Origin of the sequence: Marinicella gelatinilytica, assembly GCF_026410405.1 — a bacterium.
GTDB lineage: Bacteria > Pseudomonadota > Gammaproteobacteria > Xanthomonadales > Marinicellaceae > Marinicella > Marinicella gelatinilytica.
Genome location: NZ_JAPMLN010000009.1, coordinates 39485 through 54602, shown reverse-complemented (window position 1 = coordinate 54602; position 15118 = coordinate 39485). Strand labels below are relative to the sequence as shown.

General features: G+C 44.5%; 12 protein-coding genes. 2 read left to right on the top strand and 10 right to left on the bottom strand.

Annotation, left to right across the window (positions count from 1 at the left end):
- Nucleotides 1-27 precede the first annotated feature (27 nt).
- The 9 genes from ung to OS173_RS07405 all read right to left on the bottom strand — a co-directional run bounded on the left by ung (nt 28) and on the right by OS173_RS07405 (nt 10492).
- Nucleotides 28-711 carry a uracil-DNA glycosylase gene (ung, locus tag OS173_RS07445; protein WP_267183643.1) on the bottom strand — a complete coding sequence of 228 codons (684 nt, stop codon included), beginning with the start codon at nt 709-711 and terminating at the stop codon, nt 28-30.
- Between the two features lie 4 nt (nt 712-715).
- Entirely contained in the window at nt 716-1525 is an 810-nt protein-coding gene (locus OS173_RS07440) for a response regulator (protein ID WP_267183642.1), read from the bottom strand.
- 57 nt (nt 1526-1582) lie between these two features.
- Nucleotides 1583-2518 (bottom strand): cell division protein FtsX, encoded by a 936-nt coding sequence (locus OS173_RS07435; RefSeq protein ID WP_267183641.1) that lies wholly within the window; start codon nt 2516-2518, stop codon nt 1583-1585.
- The gene (ftsE, locus tag OS173_RS07430) at nt 2515-3183 is read right to left on the bottom strand and encodes a cell division ATP-binding protein FtsE (protein WP_267183640.1); all 669 of its coding nucleotides are present in this window, start codon (nt 3181-3183) and stop codon (nt 2515-2517) included. The genes OS173_RS07435 and ftsE overlap by 4 nt, the downstream gene beginning before the upstream one ends.
- 4 nt (nt 3184-3187) lie before the next feature.
- Nucleotides 3188-4402, bottom strand: a complete 1215-nt coding sequence (gspF, locus tag OS173_RS07425) for a type II secretion system inner membrane protein GspF (protein WP_267183639.1) — start codon at nt 4400-4402, stop codon at nt 3188-3190.
- Between the two features lie 2 nt (nt 4403-4404).
- Nucleotides 4405-5880 carry a type II secretion system ATPase GspE gene (gspE, locus tag OS173_RS07420; protein ID WP_323373185.1) on the bottom strand — a complete coding sequence of 492 codons (1476 nt, stop codon included), beginning with the start codon at nt 5878-5880 and terminating at the stop codon, nt 4405-4407.
- Nucleotides 5881-5885: 5 nt separating this feature from the next.
- Nucleotides 5886-7784 (bottom strand): secretin N-terminal domain-containing protein, encoded by a 1899-nt coding sequence (locus OS173_RS07415; RefSeq protein WP_267183638.1) that lies wholly within the window; start codon nt 7782-7784, stop codon nt 5886-5888.
- Complete coding sequence (locus OS173_RS07410) at nt 7781-8650, bottom strand: type II secretion system protein N (protein WP_267183637.1); 870 nt, start codon at nt 8648-8650, stop codon at nt 7781-7783. The genes OS173_RS07415 and OS173_RS07410 overlap by 4 nt, the downstream gene beginning before the upstream one ends.
- A 69-nt stretch (nt 8651-8719) precedes the next feature.
- Nucleotides 8720-10492: an acyl-CoA dehydrogenase C-terminal domain-containing protein gene (locus OS173_RS07405; RefSeq protein WP_267183636.1), complete on the bottom strand. Its 1773-nt coding sequence runs from the start codon at nt 10490-10492 to the stop codon at nt 8720-8722.
- 212 nt (nt 10493-10704) lie between these two features.
- Here OS173_RS07405 and OS173_RS07400 point away from each other — a divergent pair, with 212 nt between their 5' ends.
- Nucleotides 10705-12105, top strand: coding sequence for a cytochrome ubiquinol oxidase subunit I (locus OS173_RS07400; RefSeq protein ID WP_267183635.1), 1401 nt, complete (start codon nt 10705-10707; stop codon nt 12103-12105).
- Nucleotides 12102-13121 carry a cytochrome d ubiquinol oxidase subunit II gene (gene cydB, locus OS173_RS07395; protein WP_267183634.1) on the top strand — a complete coding sequence of 340 codons (1020 nt, stop codon included), beginning with the start codon at nt 12102-12104 and terminating at the stop codon, nt 13119-13121. The genes OS173_RS07400 and cydB overlap by 4 nt, the downstream gene beginning before the upstream one ends.
- Before the next feature lie 119 nt (nt 13122-13240).
- Here the strand turns inward: cydB and OS173_RS07390 are convergent, their stop codons facing one another.
- Nucleotides 13241-15040, bottom strand: coding sequence for an ABCB family ABC transporter ATP-binding protein/permease (locus OS173_RS07390; protein ID WP_267183633.1), 1800 nt, complete (start codon nt 15038-15040; stop codon nt 13241-13243).
- Nucleotides 15041-15118: the final 78 nt, after the last annotated feature.

Genomic DNA, 15118 nt, shown 5'->3' with positions numbered 1-15118 from the left:
GGCCGTTAAAAAAACAAAATAATGGTTTTAGGGTAATTCCCAGTCAATTTCGCTACCATGATGGGTTTTTAAATAGGTATTGGCTTGAGAAAAATGATGACAACCGAAAAAACCGCGGTGCGCTGATAAGGGTGATGGATGCGGGGCAGTTAACACCAGGTGTTTATCGGTATCGATGACCTGGCCTTTTTTTTGAGCATAACTGCCCCACAGCATAAACACCACATGTTGACATTGATTATTTATAATTCTTATCACAGCATCAGTGAACTGTTCCCATCCCTGATTACGGTGACTGGCTGCCTGGTTTTTACGCACCGTCAAGACACTGTTAAGCAGTAAAACACCTTGTTCGGCCCATGCGCTTAAATCACCCGAACCATTAACAACACCCAAGTCGCTTTGTAGTTCTTTATATATGTTTTTTAAGGAAGGAGGTAAAGCGGTGCCGGCTTGAACCGAAAAACTCAAACCATGCGCCTGATTGGGGCCATGGTAAGGATCCTGGCCGAGAATAACCACTTTCACTTGCGTTAATGGGGTGCTGTCGAAAGCAGCAAATATATGTGATCCGGGTGGATAAATCACTTGGCCATGTTGCTTTTCCTGTAACAAAAATTGTTTCAGTGCTTGCATGTAATCTTGCTGGAATTCATCTGCTAAGACTTTTAGCCAAGATGATTCCAATTTCGGCGACACGTTTTCTGCCATGGGGTTAATCGTCTTGTTTAATTTTAGCCCGGTGAAATTGCGTAAAACGGATTTGGAATTTGATTTTTTTCACCAGCGCTTCTTGGTTAACCGGCTTACCAATTAAATCATTGGCACCACTGTTTAGAATTTTTTTCTGATTATCGGTATTTTCATCGCCGGTCATAATGACAAACGGCATGTCGATTTTATCCAGCTCCAAATCAGTGCGCACATAATGCAAGATTTCCATCGCTGTTTCATTATTTTTCAGGTAATAATCGGTTAACACCAAATCAAACTGGTCATAGGCGCTGTCTCGCGTTGGAATCAGTTCTTTGGCATCGGTGACACTTAACGTATGGGTGATATCAATGTTGTGATTTTGTAATAGTTTTTTAGTGGCATGTGCAACAACCGCAGAGTCTTCAATGTATAAAATCTTGCCGTTAATCTCATCGTCCGGCTGTAACAAACCAGTGAGAAAAATTTCCAGGCCTTTTTGTCCGGCGGATTTATCAATATAGTCTGTGACATCACTGCCTAACAGGCGATCTTTAAGGCGTTTATCGACATCTCCTGAGATGATAATCACCGGTAAATAATGGTGGTTTTCACGGACATAGGCACAAATTTTAGTGCCATCATCGTCTTTTAGACGAAGTGCGGTCAGAATTAAATCCACCCGATGTTCTTTAAGATGTTCCAAGGCTTCAGCAACACTGCTGACTGCAATCACATCGGTGTAAGGTTTAATCTTCTTCACCAACTTTTCTGTCATGGTGCGCGCCAACTTAGAGGAGTCGGCAATCAGTACTTTATGGGATTCAGTCATACGGATTATTGTACACGATAAAGACACTTACTTGATAGCGTATCAGACTCGAAATCATCACAGTTTATGAATATGACCGGAGCTGCTGATACGTGCACCTAGCCAGGATATGAAAGCACATAAAGTAATAAAAATTAACCAGTCAGACATGGAACCGGCATTGATTTCAAAGGCGCGACCGAAACTCATCGTTAACGCCATTAAGGGTTTTTTCATCCACCACAGGGTAATAACTAATAACAGCCAAGCCAATAAACCGGCCAGTACACCGTAATAAAGGCCACTATATAAAAACCGTCTGCGAATTTGACCGGGCGAAGCGCCCAATAATTTCTTTAAGCTAATTTCAGCTTTATGAGCGGCCACTTCATTTCCAATTGAATGGCTCAAAAACACCAAAACAATGGTTAAAAATATGGCGATACTGCCTTGCATCACATAATACAAGGCACGTGTAACTGCCTGTAACTGTCGGTACCAATCAGCATCAAAACTAACATAATCAATGTCCGGATGCAGCTGTAATTGTTTCGCCAGGCTTTTGAGCTGATCGACGGTGGCCGCTTCATGGGGTGTAAGCATGAGTTGGTCCGGTAAGTCATAATCATCAATCACAGCAATCACCTGATTTAATTGCGGATCATCACTGAGATCTGATTTGATGTCTTGTTTGGCCACCAAAACAACTTTAGAGATTAACTTTTTATCGGTCAATTCAGCTTGTAAATTTTGACGCTGCTGTTCACCGACATTGGGTTTTAGGAATACCGCGACGCTGCCTTGGTTCTGCCATTGCTGCTGAATGCCATCAAAATTTTGCCACAAGGTCCACATCAAAAGCGGCAGATAAAAACAAATGGCCAAAGTAATCACGGTAAATAAACTGCTATAGGGTGTGTGCATGGGCATACGCCAACCACCCATGATGGCCCGTCCGTGGCCTCGGTACCAGCGTTTAAATCCATTGGGTTGATTATCAACTGTTTGATTCATATCGGTCGGTAATCATCAATCAGACGCCCTGAATCGAGCACCAAAACCCGTTTACGCAGCCGTTTAATCAAAACCAAGTCATGTGAGGCAATCACCACCGTGGTGCCATTACGATTAATGCGCATAAATAAATCCATCAATTCCAAAGACAAATCCGGGTCAAGATTACCGGTGGGCTCATCGGCCAGTAAAATCGCCGGTTTTGAAATAATGGCACGGGCAATGCCCACCCGTTGTTGCTGACCACTGGATAATTGACTGGGATAAAACTGGGTTTTTTCGGCCAAACCCACCTGTCCTAAAATCACCCGCGCTTGTTTACGACTGTCTTTGACAGTAAACCCACGCAGCCACATGGACATGGCCACATTATCTAAAATTGTGCGGTTTTCCAAGAGTCGGTGATCTTGAAAAATCATGCCTAAATCACGCCGATATCCGGGTAATTGGTTATCGGATAATTGCCGTAAATTATGACCATTGACCTGAGCCTGCCCATAGGACATGGTTTCAATACGCATGATAAGCTTTAATATCGAGGTTTTACCGGCACCGGAATGACCGGTTAGAAACAACATCTCTCCGGCATCCACTTCAAAGCTGACATCAGCCAGTGCTTTGTTGTGTTTGCCATAGGACTTACTGACGCGGTTAAAACTGATCATGTGATTAAGTCAACAAGGTATTGATTTGAAAAATAGGCAATAACATGGCCAACACAATAAACAGGACCATTAAACCGACAAATAATATCGCCAGGGGCTGTATGGCATTGGTTAAGGTGGTGAGTTTATTTTCCACATCCCGTTCTTGTACCATGGCGATGCGATTAAGCATATCACTTAAACGACCGCTTTGTTCACCGGAGTTAACCAGTTTGACCGTTAATGAAGGAAACTCTCCCACTGAACGCATGGCACCAGCCAATGATGCACCTTCCCGAACCGCCGCCGCCACTTGTTGACACGCCTGCCGCATCACCTCATTGCGTACCACTTGAGAAGCCAAAGATAAGGCCGACACAATCGGCACCGCACTGTGGGTTAAAATAGCTAAAGTTCGGGTAAATCGGGCACTTTGCGCGGTGCGGGTGAGTGGACCCAACACCGGCATTTTAAGTAATAAACGGTGCCAAGCTAACTTAAATTCCGGTTTTTGTAAGGCTGTAAAAAAGCCCAGGGTTAACAAACCCAAGATCAATATTAACAACCACCCAAAGCGACTTAAAAAATCGCTGATGGCAATCAGCACCCGTGTCATGACCGGTAACACAACATTGGCAGAGGCAAACACATCAATCACCTTAGGCACAATATAAACCATCAAACCAGCCACCACCGCAATCGCTGTAACCACTAAAATCATGGGATAAATTAATGCCGATAAGGATTTTTTACCCAAGGTTTCACGGGTTTCTAAATAGTCAGCCAATTGCAATAACACTTCAGCCAATTGTCCTGCTTGTTCTCCGGCTTCCACACTGGTGGCCACCAATTCGTCAAACGCTTTAGGAAATAAGCGCATGGCATAAGCCAATGACTGTCCTTCCATGACCTTGGCATACAGGGTCGATAAAATTCGCTCGGTGTTCCGGTGGTCACTTTGTTCTTGCAAGGTTAACAAAGCATCATCAATGGGCAAGCCGGCTTCCACCAAAGTCGCCAGTTGTCGAATAATCAGGGGTAATTCATTTTTTTTAAATCGCAACCGAAACCGACGTAGATCACCGCTACTGACATGTCGTTCTATGACCTGTTGTACATCAATCGGCGTGAGTTGTTGACTGCGTAATAACTGCCTGGCTTGCTTGGCGTTTTCGGCTTGAATAATGCCTTTTTTGGTACGTCCGGTTGTATCTAAGGATGTGTACTCAAAAGCCTCCATGGTTATTCACTCAGCACCCGCATAATCTCATCCGCTGAGGTAATACCGGCCAATAATTTCTCCCGGGCATCTGCGGCCATTGGCGCAAAATGTTGTCTCGCCTCGGCGGTTAATTCACTTTCATTTTTTTGTTGATGGATCAACTGCTTCAGGGTTTCAGTCATGGTAATGACTTCATAAATACCGACACGGCCACTGTAGGCCTGTTGCACCGGTAATTGATCATTGGCCTGATAAATAAATTCTAGATTTGTCGGTAGACCCAAGGTCTCGCGACTTTGTTGATCAAGGACTTGTTTAATGCGATGTTCAGGATTCAGTCGTCTGACTAAACGCTGGGCAATCATGCCTTTCAATGATGACGCCAATAAAAATGGCGGCACACCCATATCAATCAATCGAGTAACAGCACCGACAGCGGTGTTGGTATGTAAGGTTGAAAACACCAAATGACCGGTTAAACTGGCTTGAATGGCGATTTCTGCGGTCTCTAAATCTCGAATTTCACCAATCATAATGACATCAGGATCTTGTCGCAATATGGCCCGTAAACCGCGGGCAAAGCTCATGTCAATCCGACTATTCACTTGGGTCTGACTGATACCGTCCAAATGGTACTCAATCGGATCTTCGATGGTCATGATATTTCGGGAACGCTCATTGAGCGCTTCCAAAGCCGCATATAAGGTGGTGGTTTTACCGGAACCGGTGGGTCCGGTCACCAAAATAATACCGTGTGGCAATTGTAACAACTGCTGCATTTGCGCCAAATGGGTGTCATTCATTCCCAATTGCTTTAATGACAATTGGCCGCTTTGTTTGTCCAACAAACGCATGACAATGCGTTCACCAAAAGCGCCGGGGATGGTGGACACCCGCACATCGATGGGATGTCCGGCTATTTTTAAAGAAATTCGACCATCTTGTGGCAAGCGCTTTTCGGCAATTTCCAGTTTCGACATAATCTTAATACGCGAAGCAATTAAACCGGCCAAAGCCCGATCTGGGGTTAGCACCTCCTGTAAAACCCCATCCACCCGATAACGAATCGATAATTGTTGTTCACCAGGTTCCACATGGATATCAGATGCACCCACTTTGACGGCATCCGCCAATAAGGCATTGATTAAGCGAATAATGGGGGCGTCATCCTTGCTTTCCAACAAATCTTCCGGCTCCGCTAAAACTTCAGCCACTTGTGCCAATTCTGACTCACTGCTGTCCAAATCCGCCACCACATCATCGGTCATGGATTGTTGGTGGTGGTATATTTTTTGTATAACTTTGCGGTATTCAGCCTCACTCAAAAATTTGAGTTTGACCGGTTGTTCAGATAATCGTTGTAATTCAGCAATCGCTGCCGGTTTGGCATGTTCTGATACAGCCAGTGTTAACACGCCGTCATCACTTTGTTCCCATATGGTTGCACCACGGTTTTTGGCAAAACGATAGCTGGGTAAATCAATCGATTTCATCATGACCTTTATTGGGGACCATCACTAACCTGATCCTTTAAAGGAGGCAATTCAGGTTCTCCACGGCGGAATGTTTCCGGCTTCACTTCTTGTAATTGCTGCTGACGTATGTCTTCATAGCGCTGTCGACTGATGGCCTCTTGATGGGCATCGGTGTGCATAATTTGCGGGTGAATGAAAATCATTAAATTACGTTTAATTCGTGAGCGTTTTTTGGTGCGAAATAAATTACGGATTAGCGGAATATCCCCGAGCAAGGGTACTTTTTTGATGGTTTCCTGCACCGAGTCATCAATTAATCCACCCAAAACCAAAATGGAATTATCGGGAATCATCACCGAAGTTTTTAAGGTACGCTTTTTAGTAACAATGTCCACGGCAGTGGTGGCATTGGGATCAATACTCGATATTTCTTGAGCGATATCAACCACAATTTGACCCCCTTCATTGATGTGCGGAGTTACGGTTAAGGACAAACCCACATCTTCGCGTTGAATGGTGGTGAATGGATTGGGTGAACCTGTGCTGTCGGCATTGCCGGTCCCGGAATACTGACCGGTGACAAAGGGGACTTCTTGCCCCACAGAAAGAGAAGCCTCTTGATGATTCAAGGTCACAATTGATGGTGTCGATAAAATGTTGTTATTACCATCGGTGCTGATGGCTTTCAATAAGCCGCCAAACTGTAGCGCGCGCTCACCATCTGCCCCGGTTCCAAAATTCAGATAACCCAAATTTAAACCACCTGCCAATAAACTGCCAAACACATCCAACGGATTTTCAGCACCTAAATTAGGTAATTGATTACCGGTAAAGGAACCGCCAACAATACCGTCATCACCGTCACCGGCAATTGGGGCATACCAATCAACACCCAGTTCTTTGGAATTATCCATCGACACTTCAGCAATGATGGCTTCCACCAGCACCTGTTGCCGTCTGATATCCAATTTGCTGATGGCTTCTTCCACATTTCGATATACGGCCGGTGGCGCTTTTATCACCAAGGAATTGGTTTCGTTATGGGCTTGAATGCTGATGTTGTTATCGGTACTTTCTTCACCTTGCTGACTATTGGCCAATGTTTCTAAAATAGGTACCAAAGTTTCTGCTGAAGCGTATTTAAGAAAAACCACCTGTGCCTGGGTATTGGTGGCCAAAGGTCGATCCAGCTCGTTAATGATGCTGTGAATTTTACTTTTTAATGCGGGATTGGCACTAACAACCACGGTATTGGTGCGATTATCAGCAACTATTTTGGTTTGTGGCCCCAAATTATTACCGGTATCCAATAATTGCGTTAGGGTATCTGCCACATCTTCGGCATTGGCATATTGCAAAGATATTAGTTCAATGGCGCTGTCAGATTGTAAATCGATGTTATCAATCAATTGCTGCATTTTGTCCAAATGGCTGCGCTTATCCGAGACAATCAACATGTTACCGTCGGCATTGGCAATAATTTTAGATTTTGGATTAATCGACTTAATGACCTGCATCACATCATCGACAGGCATGTGCTCTACCCGGAAAATACGGGTCATCATGTCATCAGGGTGTCCGGCACCACCGGAATACATGGGATTACTTTTACTCATCGGTAAAATTTTGATGACATTGCCCTGTTCTTCAGTGGTGTAACCATTGACACTGAGCACTGACAAAAATAAATCATACACTTCTTTTTCAGGAATCGGCTGACTTGAAATCACCGTTATTTTGCCTTGTACTTCAGGATCTACCACAAAATTCTTACCGGTCATGTCACTAATGGTTTCCACCAACAAGCGAATGTCTGTGTCTTGTAAGTTAAGTGTATGGGTGTCTTCTTGTTGTTGAGCGTTCGCCAAATTAAGGCTAAACAGCAAGCTCATAATTAGCGCCAAAATGGTGGTTGATTTTGTCATTGTTGTAACTCAGATAAGTTGAGGTTAAGGCTAATTTCCCGGCCATTGCGATTAACGGTGACCGTGGCGCGTTCACTTTGCTCAAGTTGTTGCTTGATGGTAAACAAATTATTGCTGGCTATGGCCACACCATTAACGGCAATAATGCGATCATTGCTTTGTAAGCCTTGTTTGAGAAGTACATTATTACCGCTTAAAGCCGATACTTTTAAACCGGCAACTTGACCGGTGTTATCGGTGATGATACTGACATTACCGGCAATTTTAGCAATCTTATTGGCATCAAATTTAGTTTGGTTTAAGGCTTCTTGCCAATGACCACTGCTGTTTATAAACTGACGGTTTCGAGCAGCGACATCCACTTGAGAGCCATCTGTATTGCGAACTTGACCAGCGGGATTTCGGTCGCTTGAAAGACGGTTTTTTGACAGGGTTAATTTTTCTTGACGACCGTTTCGACTTAACAATATATAGTCAGGGTATACGGCTGTTAACTTGGCCATATCAAACACCTGATCACCCACTTGAAACATTTTTTCATCACCACCTGGTTGACGAATATAGGCTTGACCACTTTGTTGATCATTACTGGCAAAGGTGCCGGTAATAATTAAATCTAAGCTGGTTTCGCCGGACAGTGAATGGTTTAAGGATGTTTCCGAGGATGCCGCCGCTCCAAATAAGTGGTGGCTTGAAAGTGGAGCGCGTGTTGTATTTGATGCCGCTAAAGCAGGAGGTGCTGTTGCCGACTCAATGCCGGCACCACGGTGTTTGGGGAACAATATAAATTGCCCCCACAACACCACTGCCAACAGCATCAGCACCCATGTAATAATTGTATTTAGATATTTTTTATTTAGCTTCAATCTATACCATGAGGCACCGACATAAACCGACGTCGTTTAAAGATGTCTGATTTATGTAAAACCTCTTCGTTAAAATTCTGATTCTTGTATCGTCATCAAAGAATCAGCCCCGGTCCGAATGGACGCTTGGCAACTTTCAATCCTCGGTAATATTTTTGCAAAATAAAATGCCGCGGTTTTTTGCTTGCCTGCATAAAAATCTGCACCGAGCTGACCTTTGTTGTGCTCTGCTGAATTATGCAATCGTGCCCAGAAATATGCAAGGACAACATAACCGGACATCATCATGTAATCCACCGAGGCGGCTCCGACTTCATTGGCATCTTGCATGGCAGACTTGGCAATAAACCCGGTAATATCATGCCAGGCATCTAAAGCTTTTTGTAACTGTGCATTAAATGGCGTGTCATTATTATCAATAAAATCTTGAATAATATCACCCATTTGTCCAATCTGACCTTTTTGTAAGTACAACAATTTGCGGCCAACTAAATCTAAACCTTGAATACCGGTGGTACCTTCATAGAGAGTGAAAATCCGCGCATCTCGATACCATTGTTCCTGGCCGTGCTCCTTAATATAGCCATGACCACCATACACTTGAATGCCGTAAGTGGTTGCTTCCAGTGCAGTTTCGGTGATAAAGCCTTTGACAATCGGAATCAAAAATGCCACCAACTGTTCTGCTTTTTTCACTTCATCAGCGTCTTTTGAATGTTTGATCACTTCCAGTTTCTGACCGACAAAATAAGCCAGAGCACGGTTACCCTCGGCAAAGGCTTTTTGGGTTAACAGCATGCGCCGAACATCCGGGTGCACAATGATGGGATCGGCCGGTTTATTCGGGTATTTTGGACCATCAGCAGCACGCATTTGCAAACGGTCTTTGGCATAGGCCAAAGCATTTTGATAAGACGCCTGGGTGGCAGCTAAACCTTGAATACCGGTATTTAAACGTGCTCCATTCATCATGGTAAACATTATTTTCAAACCTTCATTGGGTTGGCCAATTAAATAACCTTTGGCCCCATCGAAGTTCATCACACAAGTGGCAGAACTGTTAAGGCCCATTTTATGCTCAATACTGGCAGCCGCCACACCATTGCGTTCACCAACACTGAGATCATCATTGATTAAAAACTTAGGCACTAAAAATAATGAAATTCCCTTGGTACCTTCCGGTGCATCCGGTAATCGCGCCAGCACCAGATGAATAATATTGTCCGTTAAATCATGTTCTCCGGAAGTGATAAATATTTTAGTGCCGGTTACTTCATAACTACCGTCATCAAGCGGCTTGGCAGCTGTTGCCACCATGCCTAAATCAGTGCCACACTGTGGTTCAGTCAAACACATGGTGCCGGACCATTCACCGGTGGTGAGTTTAGGTAATACCATTTTAGCCAGCTCATCAGAAGCAAAATGGGTCAACAATTCACGGGCACCGTGGGTTAAACCCGGATAATTAGACCAACCTGGGCAATAATAGGTATTCAGTTCGCCCAAAATTAATTGCAACCAACTGCTTAAGCCTTGACCACCGTAATCAGGATCACCATCCAAAGATGACCAGCCTGAATCACAATAGTTTTTATAAAGCTCTTTAAAACCATCGGGGGTGGTGACTTTATTGCCGTCAATCCGGCAACCTTGTTCATCCGCCGGATTGTTTAAGGGGCCAACATATTCATGTAAAAATTTAGAGGCTTCGTCAATCACAGTAACGAAGGTTTCAGCATCCAACTCTTCATGGACACCAAGTTTTTGATAGTGACCGGTTAAGTCCAAAACTTCATCAACAATAAATTGTATATCTTTAACGGGTGCGGGTAAATTAGCCATATTCAAACGTTCGTATTAAAAACTTAATTTTACCATTGTCAACATCAAATTAAAATCAAAGCCGAACAAATGATGTCTGGATTCGCAGTTATTTATGAATGAATGGAATGGCCAGGTTTGATTTATCGATGACCAAGCTCAATAATTTCAGCCATATATTTGATTAATCAACATAAATAAACTATAATTCAATTTTATCTAATATGTTTATCATGCCTGTATTAGAAAACTTTGACGCCCTACTCCTGGCCCGAATCCAGTTCGGTTTTACCATTGCCTTTCATATCATCTTCCCTGCCTTTACCATTGGTCTGGCCAGTTTTTTGGCCGTACTTGAGGGTTTGTGGCTGAAAACGGATAACCCGGTTTATCAACGGATTTATCGCTTTTGGGTGAAGGTTTTTGCCGTTGCCTTTGGTTTAGGCGTGGTCTCCGGCGTGGTGATGAGTTATCAGTTCGGTACCAACTGGTCGTTATTTTCCACCCAAACCGGTAATATCCTGGGACCTTTATTGGGTTACGAGGTGTTAACTGCATTTTTCTTGGAAGCTTCTTTTTTAGGGATTATGCTATTCGGTTGGGGTCGGGTCAGCAAAAACATGCACTTTGCCGCCACCGTGATTGTGGCCATCGGCACTTTAATTTCGGCTTTTTGGATTTTATCGGCCAACAGTTGGATGCAAACACCCGCCGGTTTTAGTCGAGATGCCGCCGGGGTGTTTTTCCCCAAAGACTGGTGGGGCATTATTTTTAACCCATCATTCCCCTATCGTTTAATGCATATGGTCACCGCGGCCTTCTTAACCACGGCTTTTGCGGTCGGTGCGGTGGGTGCCTGGTATATTTTAAAAAACCGACATTTAGCCGAAGCTAAAATCATGCTCGGTATGGCCTTGCTTATGGCACTTTTTGTGGCACCGGCACAATTAATTATTGGTGATTTGCACGGCTTAAATACCCTGGAACATCAACCGATTAAAGTCGCCGCCATGGAAGGCATCTGGGAAACGGAACAAGGCGCAGGCTTTCGGGTGGTTGCCTGGCCGAATCAAGCCGAACAGCGGAATGATTTTGAACTCAATATCCCCTATGCATCCAGCTTAATACTGACCCACAGTTTAGACGGTGAAGTCAAAGGCTTGAACCATTGGCCGGTGGAAGAACACCCGCCAGTGGCGACCGTATTCTGGTCGTTTCGGGTGATGTTGGCGATTGGCTTTGCCATGATTTTTACCGGCCTGGTGGCCGCCTGGCGCTATTGGCGCGGCCATTTATACCGCTCTGATTGGTTTATGAGATGGTGTGTTTTAATGGGACCGTCAGGTTTCGTGGCCATTATTGCCGGCTGGTTTGTGACTGAAATTGGTCGTCAGCCCTATACCGTGTTTGGCCATTTACGAACGGCGGACAGCTTGTCACCGGTGATTGGCGCGCAAGTGGCGCTGTCCCTGGCTATTTTTATTGTGGTCTATACCGCCCTCTTTGGTGCCGGTACTTATTATATTTTTCGGATTTTCAAAAAAGGGCCTACCGATCAAAGTGATCCGGATTATTATCAACACAGCCGCCAACAAGCTGCCAAGGCCTTAAATAATGATGGAGATCAACAATGAGTGAATTAGCAAGCTGGTTGGATTTACCGCTGATTTGGGGCGCTGTTTTGGCCCTCGCGATTTTCCTTTATGTACTTCTTGATGGTTTTGACTTGGGCGTCGGTATTTTGTTTCCCTTTGCACCATCCGAACAATGCCGGGATCGCATGATGAATTCGGTGGCACCTTTTTGGGATGGTAACGAAACTTGGCTGGTGCTCGGTGGTGGCGGTTTATTTGCCGCTTTTCCGCTGGCCTATTCCATTGTTTTACCGGCGCTTTACTTACCCTTTATCTTAATGCTCATCGGTTTAATTTTCCGCGGTGTCGCCTTTGAATTCCGCTTTAAAGCCGGTATGAAACGCTGGGTCTGGGATGCCGCGTTTCATTTTGGCTCCATGTTGGCGACTTTTATGCAAGGCCTGATATTAGGCAACTTTGTCCAGGGCTTCACCGTCATCGATGGCCAGTACGCCGGCGGTCCGCTGGACTGGGCCAATGGCTTTGCCGTGTTTAGCGGTATCGGATTGATATTCGCCTATGGTTTGCTGGGCGCCGGCTGGACCATTATGAAAACCGATGAAATCACCCAAAAATGGGCCCGCATTGCCGGTCAATATTGTCTGATTTTTGTGGTGCTGTTTATGGCTTTAATCAGCATCATTATGCCGCTGATGGATGACCGCATCGCTGATTTATGGTTTAGCTCACCTAATTTCTGGTATTTATTACCGATTCCACTGATCAGCTTATTCGCGGTGGTACAAATTATCCGGCATTTGCACAATAAAGATTCCCACAGTCGCGTATTTATCTACGCCATACTGTTATTTGTTACCGGATATGCAGGCCTGGCCGTCGGTGTTTATCCCTGGATTGTGCCCTTTGAACTCACCCTCTGGCAAGCCGCCGCCGCTGACAGCTCACTGATGTTGCTATTGGTTGGTACGGTGATTTTCTTACCCATCATCTTGGCTTACACCGCCTTTAGCTTCTTCACCTTCCGCGGTAAAAGCAGTCATGAGAGTTTGTATTAATGGTTAGCAAAAAAACAAGACAATGGCTCTGGTTTATTGGCTTGTGGTGTTTGGGATTTCTGGCGGTGGGTTTGATTAGTCTGGTGATTAAAGGCATTTTTTCTTTGGGGACATAATAATCACTGACTATCTTCTTTTTGTTGTGCCAGCCACAATTGCGCATAACTGCCCTGTGACAGCATTAAATCATCATGCGAGCCTTGTTCAATAATACGACCCTGCTCAAGAACGATAATCTGATCGGCATTGACGACGGTGGACAAGCGATGGGCAATAACTAAATTAGTGGTGTTCTTAGCCATCTCCTGAATGGCTTTTAGAATCATTTGTTCGGACTGACTGTCCAGCGATGAAGTGGCTTCATCAAACACCATGATTGGCGGCTTTTTCAAAATGGTTCGGGCGATGGCAACCCGCTGTTTTTCACCACCGGAAAGCTTTAAGCCACGCTCACCCACTTGAGTGGCCGTGCCATCGGGTAATTGTGCGATAAAATCATCCAAATAGGCCATGGATATGGCTTGTTTGATCGCTTCATCACCGGCCGAAGGATTGCCATAGCGAATATTTTCCCAAATGGAATCATTAAACAACACCGTGTCTTGCGGTACCACCCCAATGGCTCGGCGTAAAGAATCTTGAGTGACTTGTTGAATATCCTGACCATCGATTTCAATGCGTCCGGCAGTTGGCTCATAAAAACGAAACAACAGTTTCACCAATGTTGATTTGCCCGAACCACTGGCGCCAACCACCGCTAAAGTTTGGCCGGCTGTCACTTTAAAACTGAGGCCTTTAATGATGTCACGATCACTGCGGTAGCTAAATTCAACCTGCTTGAATTCGATCTCACCTTGTGAAACAACCAACTTTTTGGCATTCGGGGCATCGTTGATTTTTGGTTGAATCTCCAAAATATTAAACAGCTGCTCAATGTTAATCATGGATGTTTTGATTTCACGGTACACAAAACCTAAAGATCCCAAAGGAATAAACAATTGCATCATAAAGGCATTGACCAAGACAAAGTCACCCACCGTCATAGCACCGTTTTGCACACCCAGAACCGCTAACAGCATCATCGCTGTCATCGAAACACTGATGATTAAGGCTTGTCCACCATTCAGGGCGAACAGCGACAAGCGGTTCTTCCGTTTGGCTTGTTCTAATTGCTTTAAGTTGGCATCGTAACGATTGGCTTCAAAAGCCTCATTGGTGTAATACTTAACCGTCTCATAGTTCAATAAGCTGTCTATGGCACGGCTGTTACTGGCCGAATCTGCGGTATTGGCCTCACGCAAAAAAGCCCGCCGCCAATTAGTTATTTTCACCGAAAACAGAATATATGTAATGATGGCAATCAAAGTGGTTAAGCCAAACTTCCAACCATATTGAAACAACAAAATACCCACCACCAACATAATTTCTATCAACGCCGGCAAAATACTAAACACCATAAAACGTAACAGGAAACTAATGCCACTGACACCGCGTTCAATGTCCCGAGAAACACCGCCGGTCTTGCGATTTAAATGATAATCCAAATCCAACCGATGCAAATGCACAAAGGCTTCATGCGCAATTCGCCGCATGGACCGTTCAGTCACCCGGCCAAACAAAGTATCCCGAATCTCACCGAATAAGACATTGGCAAAGCGCAGTAAGCCATAGACAAGCACCAAAGCCACCGGTGCCAAAAACCACTGTCCTGATACCATTGAATTGTTACCGGCCGCACCTAACTGATCAACGATCCCTTTAATTAAAAATGGCATACCGGTGGTGGCTAATTTCGCCGCCACTAAAAACAGCAACGCCAGAATCACCCGTGCTTTATATTCCGACAAATAAGGCAGCAGCTTTTTCAAAACGTCCCAATTTTCGGCCTGATCAGTTTCTGGAGGAGCTTGCCCGCGCATGGTTTGTGGGATCGACTTTAAAGGATTGATTATAAGTCATTAAAAGAAATTTAATTTAGATAGAATATTGATTACCAG